Here is an 18,039-nt window from a genome sequence, read left to right as displayed (position 1 = left end):
CCGACCGACCATGACCATCGCCGTCACTTTCCTGCCCCGCACCGCCCCCGCGCCGCTGCCGCCCGTCGCCTTCATCGGCGGCGGCAACATGGCGAGCGCCATCATCGGCGGCTTGATCCAGCAAGGCTCCGCGGCCGATTCGTTCGAGGTGGTCGAGCCCTTCGAGGAGGCCCGCGCGAAGCTGGCCCAGTCTTACGGCATCGTCGCGAAAGCCGAGGCCGGGGAAGGGCTGTCGCGCTGCGAGGTGGTGGTGTGGGCGGTCAAGCCCCAGACATTTGCCGAAGCCGCCCGCCCGGTGCGTGAATTCGCCAGCGGCGCGCTGCAGCTCAGCGTTGCCGCGGGCATTCCGTCGGACAGCATCGCCCGCTGGCTGGGCACCGAGCGCGTGGTGCGCGCCATGCCCAACACGCCCGCGCTGGTCGGCAAGGGCATGACCGGCCTGTTCGCGCGCGCCGGCGTCACCGGCGCCGACCGCTCGCTGGTCGGCCAGCTGCTGGCGCCCACCGGCGAGCTGATCTGGGTCGAGGCCGAACCCGCGCTCGACGCCGTGACCGCCATGTCGGGCTCGGGCCCGGCCTATGTGTTCTATTTCATCGAGGCCATGACCGAGGCCGGCGTCGAGATGGGCCTGACGCCCGACCAGGCCCAGCGCCTGGCCATCGGCACCTTCACCGGCGCGTCGGCGCTGGCGCACAGCGCGACCGAGCCGCCGTCGGTGCTGCGCGAGCGCGTGACTTCCAAGGGCGGCACGACCTACGCGGCCATCACCTCGCTGCAGGCTGCCGACGTGAAGACGCAGTTCAAGACCGCGATCCGCGCGGCACAGAAGCGCGCCGCGGAACTAGGCGAGGAATTCGGCCGGGACTGATCTCAGGCCGCGGGCAACGCACGCGGCCCGAGCAGGAAGAGCCACTCGGCCGCCAGCGTGACGGTGCCGTCTTCCAGTTCGAGCCGGACTTCCTCCTTCAGCAAGAAACTGTCGCCGGGCCTGGGCGTCGCTTCCGCGATGCGCACCCGCGCCCGGAAGCGCGCGCCCACCGGCATCGGCCGCACGAAGCGCAGGCGGTCGAAGCCGTAGTTGAGCGCGTGATTCGAGTCGAAGGGCAGCAGCGTGCGCATGGCCTCGCCGGTCAGGCGGATCAGGTGCGACACCTGGAAGAAGCCCTGCACGATGGTGCCGCCGTAGTCCGCCTCGCGCGCCGCGCGCTCGGGGTCGAGGTGGATCCACTCACCCTCGCCGTCGCCCGACAGTTCCGAGTAGCGGTCGACCATCTCCTGCGTGATGCAGTGCCATTCGGAGAAGCCCTCCTGGCCGATCTTCTGTTTCAGCTGCTCCAGCATTGCGTCGGACATCGTGTTCAGCGCAGCGCGTAGCCGGCCACGATGCCGGCGAACACCGTGAAGCCCAGCCAGTGGTTCAGCCGGAAGGCCTTGAAGCAGCCGTCGCGCGTGCGGTCATGAATGAGCCGCCAGTGCCACAGCGCCTGCGCCGCGGCCACGGCGATGCCGCAGTAGAACAGCACGCCCAGCGACCGGCTCGCGCCGGCCCAGATCCACACCGCGAGAAAGATCGCGTAGCTCGCCATCACCGCCGCCACGTCGAAGCGGCCGAAGGTGATGGCAGAGGTCTTCATGCCGATCTTGAGGTCGTCGTCGCGGTCGACCATGGCGTATTCGGTGTCGTAGGCAAGCACCCAGAACAGGTTGCCCGCCAGCAGCCAGGCGGCGAACACGGGCACGTGCGACTGCACCGCCGCAAAGGCCATCGGAATGCCGAAGCTGAAGGCAATGCCCAGCACTGCCTGCGGGATCGACACGAAGCGCTTGGCGAAGGGGTAGATCAGCGTGATGGCCAGCGCCGCGAACGACCACAGCACCGTCGTGCGGTTGGTGGTGAGCACAAGAGCGAATGACATCAGCGCCAGCACCGCGCCGAGCCCCAGCGCCTCCTTGACCGACATCGCGCCGCTGGTCACGGGCCGCTGCGCCGTGCGCTTGACGTGGCGGTCGAAGTCGCGGTCGGCCACGTCGTTGACGCAGCAGCCCGCGCTGCGCATGAGGAAGGTGCCGAGCGTGAACACCACGACCAGGTGCCAGCCCGGCCAGCCGTCGGCCGCGAACCAGAGCGCGCCCAGCGTGGGCCACAGCAGCAGCAGCCAGCCTGCGGGGCGGTTCCAGCGGATCAGGTCGAGGTACAGCGCGAAACGACGGGCGAGCATGCGAAGGAAAGAAGGCGGGCAAAAAAAGAGCGGCCATTGTGCCGCTCTTGTGTGGGTGCGAGGAAAGCGCGCGCTCAGTCTTCGAGCAGCGAACGCAGCATCCAGGCGGTCTGGTCGTGCACCGTGCAGCGCGCGGTCAGCATGTCGGCCGTCGGGTCGTCGCCGGCTTCCTCTGCCACGGGGATGAATTCGCGCGCGATGCGCGAGACGGTCTCGTGGCCCTTCACCAGGATGCGCACCATCTCCATCGCCTTGGGCGGGGTCTGGGGCACGTCGGGCACGGTGGCGATCTTGCTGAACTCGGCGTAGGAGCCCGGTGCGTAGTGGCCCAGCGCGCGAATGCGCTCGGCCAGCACGTCGGTGGCGCCCCACAGCTCGGTGTACTGGCCCATGAACATCGCATGCAGCGAGTTGAAGTGCGGGCCGGTCACGTTCCAGTGGAAGTTGTGCGTGGTGAGGTACAGCGTGTAGGTGTCGGCCAGCACGCGGCTCAGGCCTTCGGCGATGGCTGCGCGGTCCTGGCGCTCGATGCCGATGTTGATGATCGGCGCATTGCGGCTGCCCGACTCCTGCGCGACCACCGTGCCGCCCTTCTTGGGCACCTTGCCGGCGGAGGAAGCAGGCGACGATTTCTTCGGGGCTTTGGCCATGGCGAGAACTCTTTCTTCAGGTTTGGGTGGAACGCTTCGATTCTGGAAGCCGGCGTGCGGCTTCGCAACAGCGTCACTCTATCTCAGCGATCAACGATTCAAAACGGCCCTCGCGTAGGCCGATTCCCCGAATTGGCCGCCTTCAGGACAGCCGCTTGACGCCTGGCAGTTCGCACGCATAGATCGCGTTGCGCAGCGCCGCGATGGCCTCGTAGCGCGTGAAGGTGCGCCGCCATGCGAGCACCACGCGGCGGGTGGGCGGGTCGCGGTCGTGCGCGTCGCGAACCGGCAGGTAGCGCACCATCTGCTCGGCTTCCTTGCGGCCCTTGACCCTCGGCTTGAGCGCATCGGCCGGCACCGACAGCCGCGGCACCAGCGTCACGCCCATGCCGGAAGCCACCATGTGCTTGATGGTTTCCAGCGACGAGCCCTCGAAGCTCTTTCGGATGCCTTCGGCATTGCTGGAGAAGCGCGCGAACTCGGGGCAGACCTCGAGCACGTGGTCGCGAAAGCAGTGGCCGGTGCCCAGCAGCAGCATGGTCTCGCTCTGCAGTTCCTCGGAGGTGATCGACTCGCGGTCGGCAAACTTGTGCTTCGCGGGCAGGGCCGCCATGAAAGGCTCGTCGTACAGCGGCGCCATCGCCAGGCCGGTATCGGGAAAAGGCTCGGCCATGATGGCGCAGTCGATCTCGCCTGCGCGCAGCATCTCGAGCAGCTTGACGGTGAAGTTCTCCTGCAGCACCAGCGGCATCTGCGGCGTGCGCTGGATCACCTGGCGGACCAGGTCGGGCAGCAGGTACGGCCCGATGGTGTAGATCACGCCCAGGTTCAGCGGGCCGGCCAGCGGGTCTTTGCCGCGCTTGGCGATTTCCTTGATGCTGGCGGCCTGGTCGAGCACGCTTTGCGCCTGCTGCACGATCTGCTCGCCGAGCGGGGTGACGGTCACCTCGCCGGCGCTGCGCTCGAAGAGCTTGACCTCGAGTTCGTCCTCCAGTTTCTTGATGGCGACCGAGAGGGTCGGCTGGGAGACGTAGCAGGCCTCGGCCGCCTTGCCGAAGTGCCGTTCGCGGGCTACTGCGACGATGTATTTGAGTTCGGTGAGAGTCATAGCTTGCGTCAATTATGCGCAAGCGCCCGTGACCCGGCGGGCCTGGGGCCTTGGCGGACAACTCTGGGGACAGTTTCAGCACAAGGCCCCACTTGTCCACAGCGGCATCGCCCGCCCTCGAGTTGTTCTTTTTCCACGGCGCGCCCGAAACAGAGGTGTACACAGTGACGCGGGTGCGGCAAGTCGTTGTCAGCCAATAGAAAACACCTGCTGTCCACAGATGGGGTTTACCCTTATCTACTACTACTAACTTAAATAAGAAGAATAAATAAGAGAGAAGCGGCAGCCTGTCATGGGCATCACGGGCCCATCAGCCGATGGTCGCGATCGCCGATCCCACCGCCACGTAGCCGCCCGCAGCCACGCCGAATGCGATGCGCCCCGCGCGGTGCGCGAGCACCTGCATTTCCATCTTCATCGCCTCCATGACGGCGATCACGGCGCCCTGCGCAACCTCGTCCCCGTCGGCGACCTTCCAGCCCTGCAGGGTGCCCGACACCGGCGCCGCCACGGCCGCCGGGTCCTGCACCGCCACGGCCTCGGCCGGTGCGGCTGTGGCGCCCCCCGCATTGGCGGACGACAGCCCCCGCAGCAGCTCGGGCGGCAGGCCCAGGGACAGGCGCCGGCCGTCGACCTCGATCGCGGTGCGCACCAGCACGGTGTCGGGCCTCGGCTCGGGCCGCGCGGCGGCGGTCTCGCCGTTGGCGAAGTCGGTCTCGATCCAGCGCGTGTGGACCTTGAAGGCATCGCCGGACACGAAGTCCGGATGCGCCATCGCGGCACGATGGAACGGCAACACCGAGGCCACGCCTTCGATGCGGAATTCGGCAAGCGCGCGGCGCGCCCGCGCGACGGCCTGCTCGCGCGTGGCGCCGGTGACGATCAGCTTGGCCATCAGCGAGTCGAAGGTGCCCGGCACGCTCGAGCCGGCCACTACGCCGGTGTCGATGCGCACGCCCGGGCCCGAGGGCACGTCGAACACCTTCACCGGGCCAGGCGTCGGCAGGAAGCCGCGGCCGACGTCTTCAGCGTTGATGCGGAACTCGAAGGCATGGCCGCGCGGCGCCGGCGTTTCGGTGACCGACAGCGGCAGGCCGTCGGCAATGCGCAACTGCTCGACCACGAGGTCGATGCCGGCGGTTTCTTCCGTCACCGGATGCTCGACCTGCAGCCGCGTGTTGACTTCCAGGAACGAGATCGCGCCGCTCGCGCTGAGCATGAACTCGACCGTGCCGGCGCCGGTATAGCCGGCCTCGGCGCAGATGTCGCGCGCCGACTGGTGGATGCGCTCGCGCTGCGCGTCGCTCAGGAAGGGCGCGGGCGCTTCTTCCACCAGCTTCTGGTTGCGCCGCTGCAGCGAGCAGTCGCGCGTGCCCAGCACCACGACGTTGCCGTGCGTGTCGCCCAGCACCTGCGCCTCGACGTGGCGCGGGCGGTCGAGGAACTGCTCGACATAGCACTCGCCGCGGCCGAAGGCGGTGACGGCCTCGCGCACGGCCGATTCGTACAGGCCCTCGACCTCGTCCATGCGCCACGCGACCTTGATGCCGCGCCCGCCACCGCCGAACGCGGCCTTGATGGCCACCGGCAGGCCGTGCTTCTCGGCAAAGGCCAGCACCTCGGCTGCGCTCTGTACCGGGTCGGCGGTGCCCGCGACCAGCGGCGCGCCGACCTTCATGGCGAGCTTGCGCGCCTGCACCTTGTCGCCCAAGCGCGCGATGGCGGCGGGCGACGGGCCGATCCAGGTCAGCCCCGCGTCGATGACGGCCTGCGCAAACGCGGCACTCTCTGACAGGAAGCCGTAGCCGGGATGCACCGCGTCGGCGCCGCTGCGTGCCGCCACGGCCAGCAGCTTGGCGATGTGCAGGTAGGTATCGGCGGGGCGGTCGCCCTCCAGGCCGTAGGCCTCGTCGGCCATGCGCACATGCAGCGCGTCGATGTCGGCATCGGCGTACACGGCCACCGATTGCACGCCGTAGTCGGCGCAGGCGCGCGCGATGCGCACGGCGATTTCGCCTCGGTTGGCGATCAGGACTTTTTTCATCGGAAGACTCTCGATCAGTGTTCGACCGGGCCGAGTCCGGCCACGGGTTGGAAACGGACGCGGGCGTTCACGGGAATCTGCCCCGCGCGGTCCAGGTGATGGGTGGCGACCGAGGCAATCACGGGATAGCCGCCGGTCAGCGGATGGTCGGCCAGGAACAGCACCGGCTGGCCGCTGGGCGGCACCTGGATGGAGCCGCGCGCGGTGCCCTCGCTGGGCAGCTCGGACAGGTTGGCGCGTACCAGCGGCTGCTCGCCGGCCAGGCGCAACCCGACGCGGTTGGACTGCGGCGTGACCTGCCACGGCTGGCCGCACAGCTGCGCGATGGCCTCGGGCGTGAACCAGTCGGCGCGCGGGCCGGGCACGATGTCCAGCACGACTTCTTCCTGCATGGTGGGCAGGTCCGCAGGCGGCGTCTCGGGCGCGCCGACGACGGCGCCGATGCGCACGGAATGCACCGGCAGCACGTCACCGGCAGCCAGCGCGGGCGGGCCGATGCGGGCCAGCGTGTCGCTCGAGCAACTGCCCAGCACCGGCGCGACCGCGAAGCCGCCGCGCACCGCCACATAACTGCGGATGCCGGCGACGGGCTCGCCCAGCGAGAGCGTGTCGCCGTCGGCCAGCGCGAAGGGCTGGTAGCGCGGCAGCGGCCATTTGGCGCCGTCGGCACGGGTCAGCGTGAGGGGGCCATCGGCACCGGTGACGGCCACCGCCGCCTCGCCGCGGCAGACGAGCTGGAAGCCGCCGTAGGCGACTTCGATGCAGGCGGTGTCGGAGGCATTGCCGACGAGCCGGTTGGCCGCCTGCAGCGCGCGCTGGTCCATCGCGCCGGAGACCGACACGCCCTGGCGCGCCTGCCCGGGGCGGCCCCTGTCCTGCAGCAGCGCCTGAACGCCGGCGGCGCGGATCTCGAGCGCGCAGTCGCCGGGCGCGGCCGCCGCGAATGCGGAAGGCGCTTCGCTCGGTGGCACGGGCAAGGTCGCCGGCGAGGCGGTGACGTCCACGAAGCGCACGGTGTCGCCGGGTTGCAGCAGCGCCGGCGTTGCGCGCGACAGGTCCCACATCGGCGTGCCGGTCACGCCGATGATCTGCCAGCCACCGGGGCTGGCCTGCGGGTACACGCCGCTGAAACTGCCGGCAAGGCCCACTGCACCGGCCGGGATGCGGGTGCGCGGCACCTTGCGGCGCGGCACGTCCAGGCTCGGATGGCCGCCCGACAGATAGGCGAAGCCCGGCGCGAAGCCGGTGAAGGCCACGGTGTAGTCGCTGCCGGTGTGGCGGCGCACCACCTCTTCGGGCGAAACGCCGAGCAGGCCGGCCACTTCGGCCAGGTCCTCGCCGTCGTAGCGCACGGGAATCTCGATGCGCTTTTCCGCGCGCGTCTCGCGGGCGTCGAGGTTGCGCAGCCGCAGCTGGCGCGCAAGCCCGGTTGCCGTCAGCGCGGCGGGCCGGAAGGTGATCAGCAGCGTGCGCGCGGCGGGCACCAGTTCCTCGATGCCGTCGATGGGCTCGGCGCGCAGCGAGGCCAGCAGCGCGAGCGTCTGCGGCAGGTCGTCGAGCTCGACCAGCACGGCATTCAGGTTGACCGACAGGCAGCGCATGGTCATGCGCCGGTGCCCGTGCCCACGAACGAAGCGATGGTCACGCCGGCCTGCGCCAGCCGCTCGCGCACCTGCCGCGCCATGCCGACCGCGCCAGGGCTGTCGCCATGCACGCAGACCGATTCGGCACGGATGCGCACGGTGCTGCCGTCGATGGCCATCACCACGCCCTCCTCGGCGAGCCGCAGCATGCGCTCGGCCACGTCCTGCGCGTCGTGCAGCACGGCACCGGGTTCGCGGCGCGACACCAGCGTGCCCTGCGGCGTGTAGGCGCGGTCGGCAAAGGCCTCGGCCACGGCGCGCAGGCCCTGGGCCTCGGCCCAGCCCAAAAGCGGCGAGCCGGCCAGCGCCACCAGGCACAGGCCGGGGTCGATCTCGCGGATGGCGGCGATCACGTCGCGCGCCTGGCGCTCGTCGTGGGCGATGGTGTTGTAGAGCGCGCCATGCGGCTTCACGTAGCGCACGGTGGTGCCGGCGGCGGCGGCCAGGCCCTTGAGGGCGCCGACCTGGTAGATCACGTCGGCGTGCAGGTCGGCGCTTTCCACGTCCATGTTGCGGCGCCCGAACCCCACCAGGTCGCGGTAGGCCACATGGGCGCCGACCACGACGCCGCGCTGCGCGGCCTGGCGCAGCGTGCGCAGGATGCCGGCGGGGTCGCCTGCGTGAAAGCCGCAGGCCACGTTGGCGCTGCTCACGATATCCAGCATGGCGGCGTCGTCGCCCATGCGCCAGACGCCCAGGCTCTCGCCGAGGTCACTGTTCAAGTCGATGTTCATCGTTCGTCTTTTCCGGCGCGCGGCAGGCACGCGCCACAGGGGTCATCGGGTCAGTGCAGGCGGCCGCCGGTCTCGCGCACGTCGTCGCGCACGGTCAGCGCGGTGCGGATCGCCACGCGGAAAGCCTCGACCTGCGTCGCGAGTGCCAAGCTGGCGAAGCCGGGTTTGGAAGCCGCCTGCTCGGGCAGGTAAGGCACGTGGACGAAGCCGCCGCGCGTGTGCGCGAGCACGGGCTGCGTCGCGATGCGGTGCATCAGCGCATAGAAGATGTGGTTGCAGACAAAGGTGCCCGCGCTGTTGGACACGGCCGCCGGCAGGCCGGCCGCGCGCATGTCGCGCACCATGGCCTTGATCGGCAACGTGCTGAAGTAGGCCGCCGGGCCGCCCTCGACCACCGGGATGTCGATGGGCTGGTAGCCGGCGTTGTCGGGGATGCGCGCGTCGTCGACGTTCAGCGCGGCGCGCTCCAGGGAGATCTCGGTGCGCCCGCCCGCCGCGCCGATGCACAGCACCAGCACGGGTGGCGCGCCGGCCGCCAGCGCCTCGTCGAGCCGGTCGATGGCACGGCCGAACACGCAGGGCAGTTGCACCGCCTGCACCGCGGCGCCTTCGCAGGTCCAGCCGTCGAGGGACCGCGCGATTTCCCACGCGGGGTTGACGGGGTCGTTCTCGAAGGGCTCGAAGCCCGCGAGCAGCACGCGGGGCGCGGCGGTACCGGTCGTCTTCTTCATTGCAGAGCCTCAGCGGAACATCAGGAAGTACAGCAGGAAGATGTTGACCACCAGCAGCGCGGCGGCAGTGGGCACCTGCACCTTGATGACCGCGTTCTTGTCCGGCAGTTCCAGCAGCGCTGCCGGCACGATGTTGAAGTTGGCCGCCATCGGCGTCATCAGTGTCCCGCAGTAGCCCGAGAACATGCCGATGGCCGCCATCACCGCCGGGTCGCCGTGGTACACGCCCACCAGCACCGGCACGCCGACGCCGCCGGTCATCACCGGGAAGGCCGCGAAGCCGTTGCCCATGATGATGGTGAACAGCGCCATGCCCAGCACGTACACCACCACAGCGACGAAGCGGATGTCCATGTTGATGTAGCTGGTGGTGATGTACGCCACGGCCTTGCCCACGCCGGCGTCGGAGAACACCAGGCCCAGCATGCCCAGCATCTGCGGCAGCACCACGGCCCAGCCCAGCGCGTCGGTCAGGCGGCGCGACTCGCGCATGCCCTGCACCGGCGTCTCGCGCGTCAGCCAGCAGGCCAGCGCCAGCGCCACCACGCAGCCCACGCCCAGGCTCACCAGCGTGGTGTTCTTGGGGTCGAGCAGGAAGGCGTCGCCGATCTTGACCTTGCTCATCAGCACGGTGCCGATCACGGTGACCAGCGGAATCGCCAGCGCCGGCATGAAGAGCTTGTTGCCCAGGCGCATGGCGCTGGCCTGGTACTGCTCGGGCGAGGGCTCGCGGTGCTTGCCCGCGCCGACGCCGCGCATGCCGGCAATGACGGCCATCGCGATGGCGCCCACGCCCACCCATGCGGGCGGCAGCTTGTCGCCGACCAGGAACACCAGCGAATAGAGCGCCCAGAACAGGCCGCTGGTGTAGCGCTTGGGGTGCTGGCGGTCGGTCAGCGTCATGATGGCGGTGATCGCGAGGATCAGGCCGACCAGGATGTAGAGGTGCTGGATCGAGAGAATCATGATCAGCGGACCTCTTGCGTGGCGGGAACGGCCGGGGCGTCAGGGCTCGGGGTGCCTTCCATCTCGCGGGCGATGGCCTGGTCGAGGCGGCGCAGGCGCCACGAATGGATGACGAACGCGGCGATCGCGGTGGGAATGCCCCACATCGCCACATGCAGCGGCTCGACGTCGATGCCCGCTTCATGCAGGAAGGTGGTCATCAGCACGATGGCGCCGAAGGCCACGAAGATGTCTTCGCCGAAGAACAGGCCCACGTTGTCGGTGGCCGCGGCATAGGCGCGCAGCTTGTGGCGCAGGCGCTCGGGCAGCTTGCCGTAGCGGGTTTCGGTAGCGCCTTCGGCCATGGGCGCGAGCAGCGGGCGAACCATCTGCGGATGGCCGCCCAGGCTGGTCAGCCCGATGGCGGCCGTGAGTTCGCGCGCGGCGAGGTAGACGATCAGCAGGCGCCCGGCGGTGGCCGACTTGATGCGCCCGATCCAGTTCTGCGCATGCTGGCGCAGGCCGTGGCGCTCCAGCAGCCCGATCACCGCCAGCGGCAGAAGAATGATCAGCGGCAGGTTGCGGGTCTTGATGAAGCCGGTGCCGATGGCCGTGAGGATGGCCATGGGGCCGAAGCCCGCGGCGGCGGCCGTGACGATGGCCGTGACGATCACCACCAGCATCGGATTGAAGCGCAGGATGAACCCCGCAATGATGACGGCCACGCCAATCAGCGGCCAGAGAGGGATGTCAGGAGTCATGTTGGTCTTTCGTGTTGGAGTTCACAGCCGCCTGGCGCATGTGCCGCCGGCACGTCGATCTATGCAAGTGCCATGCCAATGAATGAGCAATTCAAGCCACCTGAATCACTCATTTTCTTTGGATTGTTGAACAATCAATTCGAGTGTGCCCAACAAAGGTGCCTGGATGACCCCATGGAAACCCTGATCGCGTTGCGATCTGGTGCGCTGGCGGCCGGCGGAAATCTGCTACAAACGCGCGGCACCGACGCCCCCTCCACCTACCTCCCGGCATGAATCGACAGGTTTCCACCACAACGCCCGCCTCGCCGGCCGCGGGCACGCAGACGCTCAACGACCGGGTGGCGGAGCTCATCCGCCAGAAGATCGTGAAGGGCGAGTTCTCGCCCGGCCAGCGGCTGTCGGAGGCCACGCTGGCCGACAGCTTCGAGATTTCGCGCAACACCCTGCGCGAGGTGTTCCGCACGCTGACCAAGGAGGGCCTGCTCAAGCATGCGCCCAACCGCGGCGTGTTCGTGGCGGTGCCGAGCATCGCGTCGATCATCGACATCTACCGCGTGCGCCGCCTCATCGAGTGCCAGGCGCTGGCGCAGGCCTACCCGCGCCACCCCGCCAAGAAGCACATGCGCGAGGCGGTCGAACTGGCGCTGAAGTGCCGCGAGGCCGGCGACTGGCTGGGCGTGGGCACGGCCAACATGGAGTTCCACAAGGGCATCGTGGAGCTGGCCGACAGCGAACGGCTGAACGTGCTGTTCGCGCACATCCTGGTCGAGCTGCGGCTGGCCTTCGGCCTGCTCAAGGACCCGGAGTTCCTGCACGCGCCCTACGTGGACATGAACACCAAGCTGCTCGAACTCATCGAGGCCGGCAAGTTCGCCGAGGGCTCGGCGGCGCTGAACGACTACCTGATCCACTCCGAGCGCATCGTGCTCGCGGTCTATGCGCGGCAGATGCCCGAGGGCGGCATCGACAGCTAGGCAGGGCCTGAGAAGAGCGGTACCGGCGTCCTCGATGAGCTGAAATAATGGCAGCCCCGCCACGCAACGCCGACGGATACGCGCCATGACACTGTCTGCCTACCTGCTGTTCCTGCCCGCCTGCTTCGCCATCAACATGGCGTTCGGGCCCAACAACCTGCTGTCCGTGACCAACGGCGCGAAGCACGGCGTGTCGCCGGCGGTGATCGCGGCCAGCGGGCGGCTCGTGGCCTTCGCGATCATGATCGCCATCGCGGGCCTGGGCATGGGCGCGGTGCTGGTGGCGTCGGAGCTGGCCTTCCACGTCATCAAGTACATCGGCGCGGCGTACCTCGTGTGGATCGGCATCCGGCTGCTGCGCGCCCCGGCGCCAACGGCCGACGTGGGTTCGCGCGACGCATCCGCGCCGCCGTCCATGCGCGCGCTGGCACGGCAGGAATTCACCGTGGCGGCCGGCAACCCGAAGGCCATCCTGGTGTTCACCGCCTTCTTTCCGCAGTTCGTGGCGCCAGGCGCCTATGCCAGCAGCTACCTGCTGCTGGGCGCGACCTTCCTGGTGTTCGAGGTGGTCGCGATCGCCCTCTACGCGCTGCTCGGCGCGCGCATGCGCCGCATGGCCAACGGCAGCCGCGCGATGCGCTGGTTCAACCGCATCAGCGGCAGCATGATGGTCGGCTTCGGCCTGATCCTCGCCTTCACGCGGCGGCCGACGACCTGAGTTCTCTCAGGCTTTGAGGTACTCGGCTTTGGTGCCGAGCCAGCGGTCGATGTGGCGCTGCGCAAGGTCAGGGTGCTTCTGGAGCATGACGGGCGCCAGCTCGCGCGCCCACTCGAGCAGCAGCGTGTCTGTCGTCAGGTCGGCAAAGCGCAGCAGCGGCGCGCCCGACTGCCGCGCGCCCAGGAACTCGCCGGGCCCGCGAATCTCCAGGTCACGCCGCGCGATCTCGAAGCCGTCGCCGGTCTCGGCCATGGCCTTGAGCCGGGCGCGCGCGGCCTCGCCCACGCGGCCGCTGTCGCCGGGCGCATAGAGCAGCACGCAGGCCGAGGCCGCCGCGCCGCGCCCTACCCGGCCGCGCAACTGGTGCAGCTGCGAGAGGCCGAAGCGCTCGGCATGCTCGATCACCATCAGCGAGGCATTGGGCACGTCCACGCCCACCTCGATGACAGTGGTGCTCACCAGCACCTGGATCTCGTTGGCGGTGAACGCGGCCATCACCGCCTGCTTCTCGGCCGTGGGCATGCGCGAATGCAGCAGGCCGACCTGGATCGGCTCGCCCAGCGTGCCGGCCAGCTCGTCGCGGGTTTCGGTGGCGTTGCGCAGGTCGACCGCCTCGCTCTCCTCGATCAGCGGACACACCCAGTACACCTGCCGCCCCTGCGCGATCTGCGCATGGATGCGGTCGATGACCTCGTCGCGCCGGTGGTCGGCCACCAGCTTGGTGACGATGGGTGTGCGGCCCGGAGGCAGCTCGTCGAGCGTGGACACGTCCAGGTCGGCGTAATAGCTCATCGCCAGCGTGCGCGGGATGGGCGTGGCGCTCATCATCAGCAGGTGCGGTTCCTGCTCGCCGACGGCCTTGCCGCGTAGAGCGAGCCGCTGCGCCACGCCGAAGCGATGCTGCTCGTCGATGATGGCCAGCGCGAGGTTCTTGAAGCGCACCTTCTCGGAGATGACGGCATGCGTGCCGATGACCAGCGCGGCTTCGCCGCTCTCCACCGCCGCCGACATCGCATCGCGCTCTTTCTTCTTCTGGCTGCCCGTGAGCCACGCCACGCGCAGGCCGCGTTCGGCCAGCAAGGGATCGAGCCAGCCGACCAGCTTGCCGAAATGCTGCGCCGCAAGGATTTCGGTAGGCGCCATCAGCGCGCACTGGAAGCCCGCATCGATGGCGCGCGCCGCCGCCAGCGCGGCCACCACCGTCTTGCCCGAGCCCACGTCGCCCTGCAGCAAGCGGTGCATCGGGATCTCGCGGCCCAGGTCACGAGTGATCTCTTCGCCCACCCGCTGCTGCGCGCCGGTCAGGCCGAAGGGCAGCACCGCGAGCAACTGCGCATGCAGCGAGGCAGGCGCAGGCTCGGCCGGCGCGGGCAGCACCGGCGCGCGCTGCGCCGCGCGTTCCAGCCGTGCCTGCAATTGCGACAGCTGCTGCGCCAGCAGTTCCTCGGCCTTGATGCGCTGCCATGCCGGGTGGCTGTGGTCTTCGAGCGTGGCCATTGCCACGTCGGGCGTCGGGTAGTGCAGGAAGCTCAGCGAGGCGCGCAGGTCCCAGGCGCCGCGAAAGCCGATCTGCACCGGAATGGTTTCGTCGAGCACCGCTCGCGCCAGGCCCGAGCGCACCTCGCGCCGCAGCACCGGCTGCGGCAGCCCCGCCACGGTCGAGTAGATGGGCGTGAGCGCGTTGGGCAATGCGGTGCCGGCCGCCTTCACCGTGGGATGCATGATCTGCCGCCCCACGAAGCCGCCGCGCATCTCGCCGCGCACGCGCACCCGCGCGCCGACCGCGAGCTGCTTCTGCTGCGACGGATAGAAATTGAAGAAGCGCAGCTGGCAGGTGTCGCTGCCGTCGTCGATGGTGGCGATGAGCTGCCGGCGCGGGCGGTACACCACCTCGCATTCCGTGACCACGCCCTCGACCTGCGCCATGTCGCCGTCGCGCGTGTCGCCCAGGCGCACGATGCGGGTCTCGTCCTCGTAGCGCATCGGCAGGTAGAGCGCGAAGTCGATGTCGCGCACCAGGCCGAGCTTGCGCAGCGCGCGCTGCACCTGGCTCAGGCCGGCGCCGGGCGGCTGCGGCGGCGCAGCGGCGGTGGCTGCGTCGGCCGTGGGCGGGGGAGCTTGTTTCCTGGGCGGCACGGGCGAAGCTTCTAGCGCGGGCGGCAAAGGTCCGTCAAGGCGCTGCGCGCATCGGGGAACGCGAAGCGGAACCCGGTCTGCAGCAGGCGCGCGGGCGCCACGCGCTGCCCCTCGAGCAGCAGGTCGGCCTGCTCGCCCAGCAGCAGCCTGACCGGCGCGGCGGGTGTCGGCATCCAGCAGGGGCGGTGCATCACGCTGGCGGCCACGCGGGTGAATTCTTCCTGCGAGAGCGCACCGGGCGCGGTGAAGTTGAAAGCCTGCGCCGCCGCCGCATCGCCACCAGCCTGTTCGGCCAGGCCCCACACATGGGCCATCGCGCGGATCACGTCATGCACATGCACCCACGACAGCCACTGCCGCCCGCTGCCCAGGCGACCGCCCATGCCGAGCGCCACGGGCAGCAGCAGTTGCGGCAGCGAGCCCTGGTGGCCCAGCACGAAGCCGAAGCGCATGCAGGCCACATGCACGCCGTGCGCAACGGCGCCCCGCGCGGCCTGCTCCCAGGCCTGGCACAGGTTCGACATGAAGATGCCCTGCGGCGGTGCGTCTTCGGCCAGCTCGGCGGTGTCGCCCTGCGGCTGCACGCCGTAGTAGCCGATGGCCGAGCCCGACAGCAGCAGCCAGGGCTTGCGCGCACGCGTGGCGATCCACGCGACCAGCGTGTTCGTCAGGCCCGCGCGGCTTTGCATCAGCTGGCGCTGGCGCCGCTCGCTCCAGCGCTGGCCGAGGATGCGCGCGCCGGCCAGGTTGATGACCACGTCGACATCGTCCGTCGCCGGGATCTGCTCGAGAGCCTGCACGCAGCGCACCGCGCCACCGAAGCCCCAGGCGGCCGAGCGCGCATCGCGCGTCCACACCGTCACCGCATGGCCGTCGGCCAGCAGGTGGCGCACCAGGAGCTGGCCGATGAAGCCGGTGCCGCCGGTCACCAGCACGCGCTGCGGCTTGCTGCCGAAATGCACCGGCGCATCGACCGTGCGCTGTTCTTCCTGCGCGGTGCGGCGAAACAGCGCACGCGCCGCCAGCCCGTCGCGCAGACCCGAAATGCCCACGCCCACACCGCACAGCGCGAGGAAGGCGCCGAGCCAACCTTGCGGCTGCCACACCAGCGCAGTGGGCTGCGCCGCCCAGTCGACCGCATTCATGGCAAGCAACGCTATGAACGCGCCGGCATTGATGGCCAGCACCGTGTGCGTGACGCGCTCGGTGGGCGGCAGCAGGCGGCTGCTGTCTTCCACCACGAAGTCCCACAGCGTGAGCACGATCTCGACGCCGAACACCGCGAGCAGCACCCAGGCCCAGACGCCGTGCCAGGCCCACGACGACAGCCCGATGAACATGGCGCAGTAGATCGACGAGCGCACCGCGTGGATGGACAGCTCGCGCCGCGCGGTGTTGCGCTGCGCCAGCGCCTCGGTGCCTTCGTGGTGATAGAGCGTGTCGAACGCGCCCATCAGCCCCTGTGCGGCCATGAGCTGCAGCGCCAGCAGGTGGGTGTCGATCGTCATGCGGCCACCGCCCTGGGGTCAGTCACTTCCTCGAATACGCCGACCTGGGTGAAGGTGGTGCCCATCAGCCAGTGGCGGATCTCGATGCGGATGTTGAAGCGCTCCGGCGTTTCGTTGTGGTGCCACAGGAAGGTCTTGCCGGGCGTGAACACGCCGGGCAGCGGAATGCGCCAGCCCAGCACGTCCCAGAAGTAGCCGTCGCTCTGGAAATGCAGGCTGCCGTTTTCTTCCACGCTCAGCACCAGCTTCATGCCCAGGCCCATGCCCACGTACTCCAGCACCTCGCCGCGCTCGCTCTCGCGCATGAAGCTGGTGAACTGGATCGGCTTGCGGCCATGCAGGCGGTAGATGCGCTGCTTGTAGATGGCCGGGTCTTCGGGCTTGGCATAGACCTGTATCTCCACCGGAAAATTGGCGTCGCTGTAGGGAATGAGCGCGCCCTGGATCATCGGCTGCGTCAGGTGCCCCAGCAGCTTGCCGAAGCGCGAGCAGCGCAGCTCGCTGAGCGCGCCGAGGTAATGCAGCGCCTTGCCCGGCAACGGGTTCTTGTCGAAGCGCCGGCGGATGTCGGGGTGCAGGCCCTGCCACCTGCTCCCCAGGATCTTCTTGAAGAGCTCGCCTTCGGAAGGGCCGGGCTGGGGTGCGATGCGCGCGGCATGTGAATCAGGCATCCGCCGATTCTGCCTTGGCAACACGGCCCCGATAGCCCTGACTCGACGCCCCGTTTTCCGGGCATGGGACAATTCCGCCAGCCTCCCGGCTTTCTCTTTTCTTTTCCCATGCCTCCTTGGCACGGGCCCGTCCGGCCCTCAAGCAACATGCGCGCCTTCACGCTTTCCGATTTCGATTTCGCCCTGCCACCCGAGCTGGTGGCGCAACACCCGGCCACCGAACGCACCTCCTCCCGCCTGCTCGACGGCACGGGGCCTGCTCCGGTCGACCGCATCTTCAAGAACCTGCCCTCGCTGCTGCGCGCGGGCGACCTGCTGGTCTTCAACGACACGCGCGTCGTCAAGGCGCGCCTGTTCGGCGAGAAGCCGACCGGCGGCAAGCTCGAACTGCTGGTCGAGCGCGTGCTGCAGGGCCACGAGGTGGTCGCGCACATGAAGGTCAGCAAGAAGCCGCCGGTGGGCACCACGCTCGACATGGTCGGCGGCTTCCGCGCCACCCTGCTGGGCCGCTGGCCCGACGAGCAGGGGGCGCTTTTCCGCTTCGGCTTCGAGAGCGACGCGGGCGAAGACCCGTATGCATTGATGCAGCGCTGCGGCCACGTGCCGCTGCCGCCCTACATCACCCACACCGATTCGGCCGACGACGAGAGCCGCTACCAGACCGTGTTCGCGCGCGTGCCCGGCGCCGTGGCGGCACCCACGGCCGCGCTGCATTTCGACGAAGGCCTGCTGGCCGAACTCGAAGCGCGCGGCGTGCAGCGCGCCAACGTCACGCTGCATGTGGGCGCCGGCACCTTCCAGCCGGTGAAGACCGAGAACATCGCCGAGCACACCATGCACGCCGAGCGCTACGAGGTGCCCGAGGCCACCCAGCGTGCCATTGCCGAATGCAAGGCGCGCGGCGGCCGCATCGTCGCCGTGGGCACGACCACCGTGCGCACGCTCGAATCCTGGGCCAAGAGCGGCGAGGCATCGGGCGACACGCGCATCTTCATCACCCCGGGCTTCGCCTTCGAGCACGTCGACCTGCTGGTGACCAACTTCCATCTGCCCAAGAGCACGCTGATGATGCTGGTCTCGGCATTCGCGGGCTATGAGCGGGTGATGGGGCTTTATGCCCACGCCATTGCCGAGCGCTACCGCTTCTTCAGTTATGGCGACGCCATGCTGCTGGCACGACAACAAGATTGAGAC

The 18,039-nt window shown here is 69.3% G+C and carries 18 protein-coding genes; 5 read left to right on the top strand and 13 right to left on the bottom strand.

All coding sequences use genetic code 11. The features are described from left to right. The first annotated feature begins 10 nt into the window (after nt 1–10). Nucleotides 11–868 (top strand): pyrroline-5-carboxylate reductase, encoded by an 858-nt coding sequence (gene proC / locus ACQY8B_RS25760; protein WP_422084531.1) that lies wholly within the window; start codon nt 11–13, stop codon nt 866–868. Between the two features lie 2 nt (nt 869–870). Here proC and ACQY8B_RS25755 read toward each other — a convergent pair whose 3' ends face one another. From ACQY8B_RS25755 to ACQY8B_RS25710, 10 genes are all read right to left on the bottom strand, one after another. Beyond that, on the bottom strand, nt 871–1,353 hold the full coding sequence (locus ACQY8B_RS25755) for a MaoC/PaaZ C-terminal domain-containing protein (RefSeq protein WP_422084530.1): 483 nt from the start codon (nt 1,351–1,353) through the stop codon (nt 871–873). A 5-nt stretch (nt 1,354–1,358) separates the two neighbouring features. After that, the gene (gene ubiA, locus ACQY8B_RS25750) at nt 1,359–2,219 is read right to left on the bottom strand and encodes a 4-hydroxybenzoate octaprenyltransferase (protein WP_422084529.1); all 861 of its coding nucleotides are present in this window, start codon (nt 2,217–2,219) and stop codon (nt 1,359–1,361) included. Between the two features lie 74 nt (nt 2,220–2,293). Beyond that, entirely contained in the window at nt 2,294–2,869 is a 576-nt protein-coding gene (locus tag ACQY8B_RS25745; protein ID WP_422084528.1) for a Dps family protein, read from the bottom strand. 142 nt (nt 2,870–3,011) lie between these two features. Further along, nucleotides 3,012–3,977, bottom strand: coding sequence for a LysR substrate-binding domain-containing protein (locus tag ACQY8B_RS25740; protein WP_422084527.1), 966 nt, complete (start codon nt 3,975–3,977; stop codon nt 3,012–3,014). Nucleotides 3,978–4,287: 310 nt separating this feature from the next. Then, on the bottom strand, nt 4,288–6,021 hold the full coding sequence (locus ACQY8B_RS25735; RefSeq protein ID WP_422084526.1) for an acetyl/propionyl/methylcrotonyl-CoA carboxylase subunit alpha: 1,734 nt from the start codon (nt 6,019–6,021) through the stop codon (nt 4,288–4,290). 14 nt (nt 6,022–6,035) lie between these two features. Beyond that, the gene (locus tag ACQY8B_RS25730; protein WP_422089111.1) at nt 6,036–7,622 is read right to left on the bottom strand and encodes a 5-oxoprolinase/urea amidolyase family protein; all 1,587 of its coding nucleotides are present in this window, start codon (nt 7,620–7,622) and stop codon (nt 6,036–6,038) included. 2 nt (nt 7,623–7,624) lie between these two features. Beyond that, on the bottom strand, nt 7,625–8,398 hold the full coding sequence (locus tag ACQY8B_RS25725) for a LamB/YcsF family protein (protein WP_422084525.1): 774 nt from the start codon (nt 8,396–8,398) through the stop codon (nt 7,625–7,627). Nucleotides 8,399–8,448: 50 nt separating this feature from the next. Next, complete coding sequence (pcp, locus tag ACQY8B_RS25720) at nt 8,449–9,129, bottom strand: pyroglutamyl-peptidase I (RefSeq protein ID WP_422084524.1); 681 nt, start codon at nt 9,127–9,129, stop codon at nt 8,449–8,451. Between the two features lie 9 nt (nt 9,130–9,138). After that, nucleotides 9,139–10,095 carry a DUF979 domain-containing protein gene (locus ACQY8B_RS25715; protein ID WP_422084523.1) on the bottom strand — a complete coding sequence of 319 codons (957 nt, stop codon included), beginning with the start codon at nt 10,093–10,095 and terminating at the stop codon, nt 9,139–9,141. Between the two features lie 2 nt (nt 10,096–10,097). Continuing rightward, nucleotides 10,098–10,835: a DUF969 domain-containing protein gene (locus ACQY8B_RS25710; protein WP_422084522.1), complete on the bottom strand. Its 738-nt coding sequence runs from the start codon at nt 10,833–10,835 to the stop codon at nt 10,098–10,100. A gap of 78 nt (nt 10,836–10,913) precedes the next feature. On the opposite strand from ACQY8B_RS25710, the gene ACQY8B_RS25705 reads away from it, so the two are divergent. From ACQY8B_RS25705 to ACQY8B_RS25695, 3 genes are all read left to right on the top strand, one after another. Beyond that, nucleotides 10,914–11,111: a hypothetical protein gene (locus tag ACQY8B_RS25705; protein ID WP_422084521.1), complete on the top strand. Its 198-nt coding sequence runs from the start codon at nt 10,914–10,916 to the stop codon at nt 11,109–11,111. Next, complete coding sequence (locus tag ACQY8B_RS25700; RefSeq protein ID WP_422084520.1) at nt 11,108–11,812, top strand: GntR family transcriptional regulator; 705 nt, start codon at nt 11,108–11,110, stop codon at nt 11,810–11,812. The genes ACQY8B_RS25705 and ACQY8B_RS25700 overlap by 4 nt, the downstream gene beginning before the upstream one ends. Nucleotides 11,813–11,897: 85 nt before the next feature. Further along, a complete protein-coding gene (locus ACQY8B_RS25695; protein ID WP_422084519.1) occupies nt 11,898–12,530 on the top strand; it encodes a LysE family translocator in 633 nt (210 codons plus the stop codon). A gap of 6 nt (nt 12,531–12,536) precedes the next feature. Here ACQY8B_RS25695 and recG read toward each other — a convergent pair whose 3' ends face one another. From recG to ACQY8B_RS25680, 3 genes are read right to left on the bottom strand one after another with little or no spacing between them, the layout of a single operon-like run. After that, a complete protein-coding gene (gene recG / locus ACQY8B_RS25690; RefSeq protein ID WP_422084518.1) occupies nt 12,537–14,666 on the bottom strand; it encodes an ATP-dependent DNA helicase RecG in 2,130 nt (709 codons plus the stop codon). A gap of 11 nt (nt 14,667–14,677) precedes the next feature. Then, nucleotides 14,678–16,174 (bottom strand): TIGR01777 family oxidoreductase, encoded by a 1,497-nt coding sequence (locus ACQY8B_RS25685; RefSeq protein ID WP_422084517.1) that lies wholly within the window; start codon nt 16,172–16,174, stop codon nt 14,678–14,680. Continuing rightward, the gene (locus ACQY8B_RS25680) at nt 16,171–16,845 is read right to left on the bottom strand and encodes a DUF4166 domain-containing protein (protein ID WP_422084516.1); all 675 of its coding nucleotides are present in this window, start codon (nt 16,843–16,845) and stop codon (nt 16,171–16,173) included. The genes ACQY8B_RS25685 and ACQY8B_RS25680 overlap by 4 nt, the downstream gene beginning before the upstream one ends. Nucleotides 16,846–16,992: 147 nt before the next feature. Between ACQY8B_RS25680 and queA the strand changes: the two genes are divergently transcribed. After that, nucleotides 16,993–18,036, top strand: a complete 1,044-nt coding sequence (gene queA / locus ACQY8B_RS25675; RefSeq protein WP_422084515.1) for a tRNA preQ1(34) S-adenosylmethionine ribosyltransferase-isomerase QueA — start codon at nt 16,993–16,995, stop codon at nt 18,034–18,036. Nucleotides 18,037–18,039: the final 3 nt, after the last annotated feature.

Source organism: Variovorax sp. (assembly GCF_965279555.1).
GTDB lineage: Bacteria > Pseudomonadota > Gammaproteobacteria > Burkholderiales > Burkholderiaceae_C > Variovorax.
The sequence above is the reverse complement of the archived record's forward strand: the minus strand, read 5'-3'. Positions and strand labels throughout refer to the sequence as shown.

Coding starts and splice junctions, on each gene's coding strand:
- ACQY8B_RS25715 (WP_422084523.1), bottom strand. CDS start 10,095: ATGATTCTCTCGATCCAGCACCTCTACATCCTGGTCGGCCTGATCCTC.
- ACQY8B_RS25705 (WP_422084521.1), top strand. CDS start 10,914: ATGAATGAGCAATTCAAGCCACCTGAATCACTCATTTTCTTTGGATTG.
- ACQY8B_RS25735 (WP_422084526.1), bottom strand. CDS start 6,021: ATGAAAAAAGTCCTGATCGCCAACCGAGGCGAAATCGCCGTGCGCATC.
- ACQY8B_RS25745 (WP_422084528.1), bottom strand. CDS start 2,869: ATGGCCAAAGCCCCGAAGAAATCGTCGCCTGCTTCCTCCGCCGGCAAG.
- ACQY8B_RS25685 (WP_422084517.1), bottom strand. CDS start 16,174: ATGACGATCGACACCCACCTGCTGGCGCTGCAGCTCATGGCCGCACAG.
- pcp (WP_422084524.1), bottom strand. CDS start 9,129: ATGAAGAAGACGACCGGTACCGCCGCGCCCCGCGTGCTGCTCGCGGGC.
- queA (WP_422084515.1), top strand. CDS start 16,993: ATGCGCGCCTTCACGCTTTCCGATTTCGATTTCGCCCTGCCACCCGAG.
- ACQY8B_RS25695 (WP_422084519.1), top strand. CDS start 11,898: ATGACACTGTCTGCCTACCTGCTGTTCCTGCCCGCCTGCTTCGCCATC.
- ACQY8B_RS25740 (WP_422084527.1), bottom strand. CDS start 3,977: ATGACTCTCACCGAACTCAAATACATCGTCGCAGTAGCCCGCGAACGG.
- proC (WP_422084531.1), top strand. CDS start 11: ATGACCATCGCCGTCACTTTCCTGCCCCGCACCGCCCCCGCGCCGCTG.
- ACQY8B_RS25710 (WP_422084522.1), bottom strand. CDS start 10,835: ATGACTCCTGACATCCCTCTCTGGCCGCTGATTGGCGTGGCCGTCATC.
- ACQY8B_RS25755 (WP_422084530.1), bottom strand. CDS start 1,353: ATGTCCGACGCAATGCTGGAGCAGCTGAAACAGAAGATCGGCCAGGAG.
- ACQY8B_RS25680 (WP_422084516.1), bottom strand. CDS start 16,845: ATGCCTGATTCACATGCCGCGCGCATCGCACCCCAGCCCGGCCCTTCC.
- ubiA (WP_422084529.1), bottom strand. CDS start 2,219: ATGCTCGCCCGTCGTTTCGCGCTGTACCTCGACCTGATCCGCTGGAAC.
- ACQY8B_RS25725 (WP_422084525.1), bottom strand. CDS start 8,398: ATGAACATCGACTTGAACAGTGACCTCGGCGAGAGCCTGGGCGTCTGG.
- ACQY8B_RS25730 (WP_422089111.1), bottom strand. CDS start 7,622: ATGCGCTGCCTGTCGGTCAACCTGAATGCCGTGCTGGTCGAGCTCGAC.
- ACQY8B_RS25700 (WP_422084520.1), top strand. CDS start 11,108: ATGAATCGACAGGTTTCCACCACAACGCCCGCCTCGCCGGCCGCGGGC.